The 8,462-nt window shown below is 66.8% G+C and carries 6 protein-coding genes and 5 pseudogenes; 2 read left to right on the forward strand and 9 right to left on the reverse strand.

All coding sequences use genetic code 11. The features are described 5' to 3' along the window. Positions 1 to 2: 2 nt before the first annotated feature. Positions 3 to 1,085, forward strand: a pseudogene (locus G6N09_RS19645) (flavin-containing monooxygenase); the annotation flags it as partial. Positions 1,086 to 1,167: 82 nt separating this feature from the next. Here G6N09_RS19645 and metK read toward each other — a convergent pair. The 9 genes and pseudogenes from metK to mihF all read right to left on the reverse strand — a co-directional run bounded on the left by metK (position 1,168) and on the right by mihF (position 7,184). Further along, a pseudogene (gene metK / locus G6N09_RS00010) lies at positions 1,168 to 2,373 on the reverse strand (methionine adenosyltransferase). A gap of 188 nt (positions 2,374 to 2,561) precedes the next feature. Beyond that, complete coding sequence (locus tag G6N09_RS00015) at positions 2,562 to 3,173, reverse strand: TetR/AcrR family transcriptional regulator (RefSeq protein ID WP_244959510.1); 612 nt, start codon at positions 3,171 to 3,173, stop codon at positions 2,562 to 2,564. Further along, positions 3,170 to 3,421 carry an FAD-dependent oxidoreductase gene (locus tag G6N09_RS20400; protein ID WP_407662630.1) on the reverse strand — a complete coding sequence of 84 codons (252 nt, stop codon included), beginning with the start codon at positions 3,419 to 3,421 and terminating at the stop codon, positions 3,170 to 3,172. The genes G6N09_RS00015 and G6N09_RS20400 overlap by 4 nt, the downstream gene beginning before the upstream one ends. Positions 3,422 to 3,485: 64 nt before the next feature. Beyond that, positions 3,486 to 3,818: pseudogene (locus G6N09_RS20405) on the reverse strand (FAD-dependent oxidoreductase); the annotation flags it as partial. 85 nt (positions 3,819 to 3,903) lie between these two features. Then, positions 3,904 to 4,398, reverse strand: coding sequence for an FAD-dependent oxidoreductase (locus G6N09_RS20410; protein WP_407662631.1), 495 nt, complete (start codon positions 4,396 to 4,398; stop codon positions 3,904 to 3,906). Positions 4,399 to 4,598: 200 nt separating this feature from the next. Next, positions 4,599 to 5,840: pseudogene (gene coaBC / locus G6N09_RS00025) on the reverse strand (bifunctional phosphopantothenoylcysteine decarboxylase/phosphopantothenate--cysteine ligase CoaBC). Between the two features lie 28 nt (positions 5,841 to 5,868). After that, complete coding sequence (gene rpoZ, locus G6N09_RS00030; protein WP_083024799.1) at positions 5,869 to 6,189, reverse strand: DNA-directed RNA polymerase subunit omega; 321 nt, start codon at positions 6,187 to 6,189, stop codon at positions 5,869 to 5,871. A 69-nt stretch (positions 6,190 to 6,258) separates the two neighbouring features. Then, positions 6,259 to 6,859: pseudogene (gmk, locus tag G6N09_RS00035) on the reverse strand (guanylate kinase). A 7-nt stretch (positions 6,860 to 6,866) separates the two neighbouring features. Continuing rightward, complete coding sequence (gene mihF / locus G6N09_RS00040) at positions 6,867 to 7,184, reverse strand: integration host factor, actinobacterial type (RefSeq protein WP_003932123.1); 318 nt, start codon at positions 7,182 to 7,184, stop codon at positions 6,867 to 6,869. Positions 7,185 to 7,875: 691 nt separating this feature from the next. Between mihF and G6N09_RS00045 the strand changes: the two genes are divergently transcribed. After that, a complete protein-coding gene (locus G6N09_RS00045; protein ID WP_083024803.1) occupies positions 7,876 to 8,409 on the forward strand; it encodes a hypothetical protein in 534 nt (177 codons plus the stop codon). Positions 8,410 to 8,462: the final 53 nt, after the last annotated feature.

An 8,462-nucleotide genomic window follows, 5' to 3' on the forward strand; every position in this document is an offset into this window, starting at 1 on the left:
GATTCGTGATCAATGCCAGCGGCGTGCTGACCACCCGAATCTGCCCGAGATCTCCGGGGTCGAGACCTTCGCCGGCGTGACGATTCACACCGCGCGTTGGGACCCTCGCAGGACCTGACCGGTAAACGGGTCGCCGTGATCGGCACCGGGGCCTCTGCCGTTCAAGTCATCCCGGAGATCGCGCCAAAGGTTTCCTCGCTCACCGTGTTTCAGCGGACCCCGATCTGGTGCTTCCCGAAGCTCGACCTACCGCTGGCGGCACCGATGCGCTGGGCCATGCGACTGCCCGGCGGCAAGGCACTGCAGCGCCTGGCCAGCCAGGCCTACGTGGAGGCGACATTCCCCATCGCGGCGCAGTACTTCACGGTGTTTCCACTGGCCAAGCGGATGGAATCGGCGGGACGGGCATATCTGCGCCGGCAGGTGCACGGCCCGCTGCGTGCGAAGCTCACGCCGCACTACGCCGTCGGATGCAAGCGTCCCGGCTTCCATAACACCTGTCGACGTTCAACCGCGACAACGTGCACCTGGTGGTCGACCCCATCGACCGGATCACCCCTACTGGTGTGGTCACGGCCGACGGCACGGCCCACGACGTCGACGTGCTGATTCTGGCGACCGGGTTCAAAGTGATGGACAGCGACAACCTGCCCACCTTCAGTGTCACGGGGGTCGGCGGTCAAACACTGCACCAGTTCTGGGACGAACACCGGCTGCAGGCCTACGAAGGTGTCAGCATCCCCGGGTTCCCCAACATGTTCAGCGTGTTCGGCCCCTACGGTTACGTCGGGTCGTCGTACTTCGCGCTGGTCGAAGCTCAGACCCACCACATCGTCCGCTGTCTCAAGCGTGCCCGCGGCCGTGGTGCTACCCGGGTGGAGATCTCCGAAGCCGCCAACGCCCGCTACTTCGCCGAGATGATGAGCAAACGGCATCGGCAGGTGTTCTGGCAGGACAGTTGCAAGCTGGCCAACAGCTACTACTTCGACAAGAACGGCGATGTCCCGCTACGCCCCACCACCACGGTGGAGGCCTATTGGCGCAGCCGGCGCTTCGATCTCGACGACTACCGGTTCAGCGCCTGAGTTTTACCGCGCGAGCGTGAATCTGGCTTCACGTCCGGCGCCGAGCGTGAAGCTGCCTTCACGCTCGGCGGCGGCAATCGAATCAGATGGCGCGCTTGAGGTCGTCGACCTTGTCGAGCTTCTCCCACGGCAATTCGATGTCGGTACGACCGAAGTGACCGTATGCGGCGGTCGGTGCGTAGATCGGCCGCAGCAGGTCCAGGTCACGCACGATCGCGCCGGGGCGCAGGTCGAAGACCTCGGGCACGATCTTCTCGATCTTGATCGGGTCGACGGTGGCGGTGCCGAAGGTCTCGATGAACAGACCGACCGGTGCGGCCTTGCCGATGGCGTAGGCGACCTGCACCTCGACGCGCTGCGCCAAGCCCGCGGCGACGATGTTCTTGGCCACAACGCATCGCGTACGCGGCCGAGCGGTCCACCTTCGACGGGTCCTTGCCGGAGGGCACCGCCGCCGTGGCGAGCCCAGCCGCCGTAGGTGTCGACGATGATCTTGCGGCCGGTCAGATGGCGTCACCATCGGCCCGCCGACGACGAAGTTGCCGGTCGGGTTGATCAGCACGCGGGTCGAGGAGGAGTCCAGCGTCTCGTGGGCGAGCTCGGCAAGCACGGTGGAGATGACGTGCTCGCGCAGGTCGGGGTCCAGGGTGTTGACCAGGTCAATGCCCTCGGCGTGCTGGGTGGAGATCACCACAGTGTCCAGCCGGGTCGGGACGTCATCTTCGTACTCGATGGTGACCTGGGTCTTGCCGTCCGGACGCAGGTAGTCCAGCGTGCCGTTCTTGCGAACCTCGGTCAGACGCCGCGACAGCCGGTGGGCCAGCGCGATAGGCAGCGGCATCAGTTCCGGGGTGTCGGCGATCGCGTAGCCGAACATCAGGCCCTGGTCGCCGGCGCCCTGGGAGTCCAGCGGGTCGGCTGCGCCCTCGACGCGGGCTTCGTGTGCGGTGTCGACGCCCTGGGCGATGTCGGGCGACTGTGCGCCGATTCCGATGTTGACGCCGCAGCTCGCGCCATCGAAACCCTTCTCCGACGAGTCGTAGCCGATCTCCAGGATGCGCTCACGCACGGTGTTGGTGATGTTGGCGAACGCCTCGCGGGCGCTGGTCGTGACCTCACCGACTACGTGGACCTGGCCGGTGGTGACCAGGGTCTCCACCGCGACCCGGGAGCGGGGGTCATCGGCGAGCAGTGCGTCGAGCACCGAGTCGCTGATGGCGTCACAGATCTTGTCGGGGTGGCCTTCGGTCACCGACTCACTGGTGAACAGCCGTCCCTTTTCGCTCACAATGTCGCCTTCCGGGTAATCGATCAAAAGTTGGCTCGGGCAAATATAGCGATGCGGTCTTCGGGAGAGCCTGGCAGCCCGGCGCCCACCCCGCGCCACGGGCCGGGTGCTGGCTGTGCTGCCTCCGGGAGGTACGACAACTTCCCCACGAGAGAAACCTGGACGACTCGGCCCTGCGAGCGCCCACTCTACCGTCCTGTCACAGCTGACGCCGTCTCGACCCGGAGCGCCCAGCCCACCAGCGACCGCAGGTAACTCAGCACCAGCTCGTCTGGATGGGCGCGCGGATCGGTGAGATGCAGCAGGGCCAGTTCTTCCACGGCGGACAGCAGCAGGCGCATCGTCACGCCGTCGGCGTCGATCGGGCGAGCCGCCAGCCGCGAAAGCCGCCGCGCGTGATGGTCCGTGCATAGCGACGGCCCAGTTCCGTGCGGGTCTGGAGTTGCGATGGAGCTCCGGCTGGCGGGCTCAAGATGATCCGCCAGCTGGTGGGCGCCGCGTGCAAGTAGGCCAGAATGCCCCCCGAGCGCGTCGGGGTCATCGGCCGGTGGGCCCTCCACACTGCGCATTCCCGCGAACGCGATCCCCGATTCGCGATCCAGAAGAGCCGACATCAGGCCGGCGAGATCGCCGAAGTTCTGATACACGACGGTGCGGGTGACCTGTGCGGCACGTGCCACCCTGTCTATGGTCACCGCGGCAAAGCCCTCGGCCGCAACGATGTCGCGGGCGTGGTCGAGCAGCTGCTCCCGCCGCTCCTGCGACGACATCCGCCGCTTCGGCTCCGGCTGGGTGCTCATGTGGAGGCCGGCAGGTTGAGCAGTAGCTCCACCGCGCGAGCAGCGCTCTGCGCCGCGCTTTCCATGGTCGCCGACCAGTCGGTACGGGTCCAATCACCGGCGAGGACCAGGCTCGGCACCGACGTGCGCTGGTCGGGCCGCAACCCAGAGGTGCCGACCACCTGCGAGAACGTGGCTTTGGGCATTTTGACCACCTGTGCGGCCACCACAGTCGCCTCGGACGCTGCCGGATAATAACGACGCAGCATGTCCATCTGCTCGGCAACGATCTGCTCGTTGGACCGGTGGATCTGCTCGTAGGCGCCGCTGGTGGTCAGGCAATAGCCAGGCGCCGTTGGGGTCGCGGCCCTGCATCCGCTGCCGGTCGAACACCTCGTCTATGACGCCCGTGCCGCCGATCACCGACTCCATCGCCGCTTCGGTGCCCAACGGCCGGTCGAGGTACAGGTTGGTGCTCACGATCGGCGTGTAGTGCAGCTTTTCGGCAGCAGCGTAAATTTCGGCGTGCTCGGGCAGATCGTCGAGCAAACCCGCGATATTGGAGTTGGGCACCGCGCACACCACGGCGTCTGCCGCCAGCTCAGTACCGTCCGCCAACTGCACAGCGCGAACCGCATTGTTCTCCACCACGATTCGCCGGGCCACTGTGCGGTAGCGGACCTCGACGCGAACACCTCGAGCGCACCCGAGATGTAGAGGGTGTCCAGATCGGTGGTGGGGTAACCGATCGTCACCGCACTGCGGTGACGCAGGCTAACCGGATCCCCGTGGCAAGAACATCGGCAAAGACCTTGGCCGAACCCCGGTCCACCGGCTCGGCGGCGATGCCGAGCGCGAGCCAGTCCCACACCGCCTCGCGGGCTCGAGCGGGCATCCCGACGCGGCTCAGCCACTGGTCTGTACTCAGGTCAGGCAGATCGGCGGGCTGGAACAGCGCCTCACCGGTCAGCCGCACCGTGGCGACCGCGGTTCGCAGCCGGTCGAGCAGGCCGGCATCGGGGTGCGGACCGAACAGGGTCCGCATCGCGCCCAGTCCGCGCGTCAGCATCCGGGTGCTGGCACCGCCGGGCCAGCGCAGTGTCCCGCCGGTCGGAAACTCGACCATCGAACGGGTACCGACGCTGGTCAGATACCGGAAGAGATGGTCATAGCCGCTGGCGATCACATGCTGACCGTTGTCGGCGACGTCGGCGATTCCGGACCTGCATGGCCTGGGTGCGTCCACCGAGCCGTCCGCGCCGCTCCAGCAGGGTCACCTTCTTGCCCTCGGCCAACCAGACCGCCGCCAGGCCAGGCCACCGCCGATCACCACGTACCGTCGATCGTCCATGCCACCAACCCTTCCGAGTAACTTACGAATCGTAAGTTACTGGGAGGGCGCCAGGCGGTCAACGCCTCCGGCAGACCTGGTCACCCAGGAGGCAATCATTCCCCACCGGCGGCGAGGAAGGCCGCCACCGCATCGACGATCCGGCTGGCCATCAGGGTCTTGGGCCCGATTCCAGGGCGGACTCGGTTCCGTCCGCGGCCAACAACCATCCGTCGTTGTGGTCGACGAACGCTCGGCCATCGCCGACCGCATTGACCACCAACAGGTCACAACCCTTGCGGCGCAGCTTCGCGCGGGCGTGGAACAACACGTCGCCGTTCTCATCGCCGGTCTCCGCGGCAAAGCCCACAATCGCCCGCATGTTGGGCAGCTGGCCATCGGTACGGGCACGCACCGCGCCGGCCAGTACGTCCTCGTTGCGGACCAGGTCGATGGTTGGGGGCTGGTCGTCCTCCCCCGGACCCTTCTTGATCTTGGCCGGAGCCACCCGCACCGGGCGGAAATCGGCTACCGCCGCGGCCATCACCAGCACATGCGCCTCCGGGGCGTGCTTGACGACCGCGTCATGCAGCTGCTGAGCAGAGCTGACGTGAACCACGTGGACTCCGGCCGGATCTATCAGCCCTGCCGTGCGCGGCGATCAGAGTCACTTCGGCGCCACGCTGTGCCACCCGGGCGACGGCGTAGCCCTGTTTGCCCGAACTGCGGTTGCCGATGAATCGGACCGGGTCGATGGGCTCGCGGGTACCGCCCGCAGTCACCAGGACCTTCTGCCCAGCCAGATCATGCGGCAGCGCGTCGGCCCGCTCCAGTAACAGCGACGCGAAGGTGTTGATCTCTTCAGCTTCGGGCAGCCGCCCAGCGCCGGTGTCGGCACCGGTCAGGCGGCCGGAGGCGGGTTCGAGCACAACCGCGCCGCGTTGCCGCAAAGTCGTGACATTGGCGACAGTCGCCGGGTGTTGCCACATCTCGGTGTGCATCGCCGGAGCGAACAGCACCGGACATCGGGCGGTCAGCAGCGTGGCGGTCAGCAGGTCGTCGGCGCGGCCGGAGACCGCGCGGGCCAGCAGGTCTGCGGTCGCAGGTGCCACCACGACCAGGTCGGCTTGTTGTCCCAGCGCCACATGGGGTACGCCGGGTACGTCGTCGAAGACGCCGGTGTGTACCGGCTGGCCCGACAACGCCTCGAAGGTGGCCGCGCCGACGAACCGCAGCGCGGACTCGGTGGGGACCACGCGTACGGCGTGTCCGGCCTCGGCAAGCTGTCGGACCACGGTGCACGCCTTGTATGCGGCGATGCCTCCGGCGACACCGACGACGACCCGTTTCTGGCCCACCGGTATGACCCGCCCTGCCCGGCTCGGGCTATTCGCCTTCGGTGTATTCGAGCAGGTCGCCGTGGATCTCGCGCAGCGCGATCGACAGCGGCTTCTCCTGCAGACCAGGCTCGACCAGCGGGCCGACGTACTCAAGGATGCCCTCGCCGAGCTGGTTGTAGTAGTCGTTGATCTGCCGCGCCCGCTTGGCCGCGTAGATCACCAGGGCGTACTTGCTCGAAGCACGCTGCAACAGCTCATCGATGGGCGGGTTGGTGATGCCGAGAGGCGTGTCGTAACCGCCGATCAACGCCGGGTCGAACTCGTCGGCGTCGGTCACCACGGCCGAGTCGATCTGCGAGGTACTCACGAAGGACAATCTCCTAAAAGCTCATCTGGCTGGGGCGGGTCGCGCCTGCTGGTTTTTCGTCCGGGTAAATCAGACCGCGCCCGGTGCGGTATCCACCAGCAAGGATACCAATTCTGAGCAGGCGGTTTCCAATCGAGTGTTCACCACGACGGTGTCGAAGTCTCCCTGCGCCGCCAACTCGGTACGTGCGGTGGCCAGTCGGCGCTGCATAACCTCTTCGGTTTCGGTGCCACGACCGACCAACCTGGCCTGCAGCGTCTCCCAGTCCGGCGGGGCGAAACACCAGGAGGGCCTCCGGCAGCGCCTTCTTGATGGCCCTGGCGCCGGCCAGATCGACCTCGATCAGAACGGGCCGACCGGCGTGGGTGGCCTCGGCTACCGGTGCCGCTGGGGTACCTGAGCGCTGTAGCCCGCCGTGAATGTCGGCCCACTCCAGCAACGCGTTCTCGGCAACCAGCCGGTCAAATTCGGCCGGGGTGACAAAGCGGTAGTCGACGCCGTCCACCTCCCCGGGCCTAGGCGCCCGGGTGGTGGCCGACACACTGAAGTACAGATCCGGCACCCGCTCTCGCAGGCACCGGACCACGCTCGACTTACCGACCGCGGATGGGCCGGACAGCACCACAACGCGTCCCGCGTGCCTGCCGCCCGGCCCTCCACCGGTTCTCACCGCCGGGTCAGGAGAAGTCGAACTTCTCCAGCAGCGCCTTGCGCTGCCGGTCGCCCAGGCCGCGCAGCCGGCGGGTGGGGGCGATCTCCAGCTCGGTCATGATCTCCTGCGCCTTGACCTTGCCAACCTTGGGCAACGCCTCCAGCAGAGCAGACACCTTCATCTTGCCCAGGACCTCATCGGTCTCGGCGTCCTTGAGCACCTGCTTGAGGTTGGTGCCTCCACGCTTGAGCCGGTCCTTGAGCTCCGCTCGGGCCCGACGTGCGGCCGCTGCCTTCTCCAACGCGGCGGCGCGCTGTTCGTCGGTCAACTGGGGAAGGGCCACGATTCCTCCGTCTCGTCATCATCGACAACGTCGATGTTTTCCTTGTCCCGGCCAGGTACTTCGGCCAGAGACGACGACCGTACCCACGCCGTCTGACGAAATCTAACCCCACCCCCCCGTTTCCGGCTACAAATGCCCAGCGTATGGGGTTTGGGCGCGGCGAGCTCCGACCCGGGTCCGCGACGTTCCATCCACCCTGCCCGAGGGAGCCGCCGGCTCTGCCGGCCTGAACCGAAAGCCGCTCTGAACTAGCCTTTTGGCCGTTTTCGCGAGCCGGATGGGATGCGCCGCCATGGCCGCCGCGGCAGCCGCCACGAGCCGACCGGAGCCTGCAGCAATGACTTCGCCCCTCATGGCGTGTCGGGCGTGTCGAGGTACCGCAAGCCGACCCCGGCACGCTCGGCTGCCCTCGTTCATCGCCGCCGACCAGCGGACCCGCGCGCGGGGATCGACACCACATGGCCAGCAATATCCCGCCGCCGCCGATGATGCCGCTAACGGGATTCGGCCGCGAATCCCGACTCCCGGGCTGACAGCAACTATTCAGGGAGTTTCTACATTTGCGCGACCGAAGTCGTAGTTAAGCCGCCTAATGTCGCGACCAGGTGGACAGTCCACCCGGGGGTATTTATGGGGGGTACGACTATGAGCATTTCCGCTGAATACCGTCTAGGTAGAGAAGTGGGAATTCATGACGAACACGACAGTGGGCCGTACTGGCCGGTGGGCACTGGCGGCGGCCGCAGTGTTGGCCTTTGGCGGTTTCGGGATCGGAGCAGCCAACGCTGACCCCAATGATGGAATCACCGGCGGCGCCGGCAACAACGGCGGGGTGAATGTCAACATGGGCCCCGTCGGCGGCGGATTCAATACCGGCAGGAACGGCGGCTTCAACTTCGGCCCGAATGGAATCGGCGCAGGCGGCGGCCAGAACAACAGTGCCAACGTCAACATGGGCCCCTTCGGCGGCGGCATGAATGTCGGCAGGAATGGCGGCTTCGACTTCGGCCCGAATGGAATCGGCGCAGGGGGCGGCCAGAACCACGGCGCCAACGTCAACATGGGTCCCTTCGGCGGCGGCTATAACGCCAACACCGGTGGCGGTGCCAACGTCGGCCCGAACGGCGTCGGCGGCGGTCAGAGCAATGGCGCCAACGTCAACATGGGTCCCTTCGGTGGCGGCTACAACGCCAACACCGGCGGTGGCATCAACTTCGGACGCTAACCGGCCGGCCAGGGCCTGCGTGGGCGCCCAACGGGGCCCTACGCAGGCCCTGT

Origin of the sequence: Mycolicibacter minnesotensis, from assembly GCF_010731755.1 — a bacterium.
In the GTDB taxonomy this organism is placed as follows: Bacteria; Actinomycetota; Actinomycetes; order Mycobacteriales; family Mycobacteriaceae; genus Mycobacterium; species Mycobacterium minnesotense.

Coding starts and splice junctions, on each gene's coding strand:
- G6N09_RS00015 (WP_244959510.1), bottom strand. CDS start 3,173: ATGAGCACCCAGCCGGAGCCGAAGCGGCGGATGTCGTCGCAGGAGCGG.
- G6N09_RS20400 (WP_407662630.1), bottom strand. CDS start 3,421: ATGCTGCGTCGTTATTATCCGGCAGCGTCCGAGGCGACTGTGGTGGCC.
- G6N09_RS00045 (WP_083024803.1), top strand. CDS start 7,876: ATGACGAACACGACAGTGGGCCGTACTGGCCGGTGGGCACTGGCGGCG.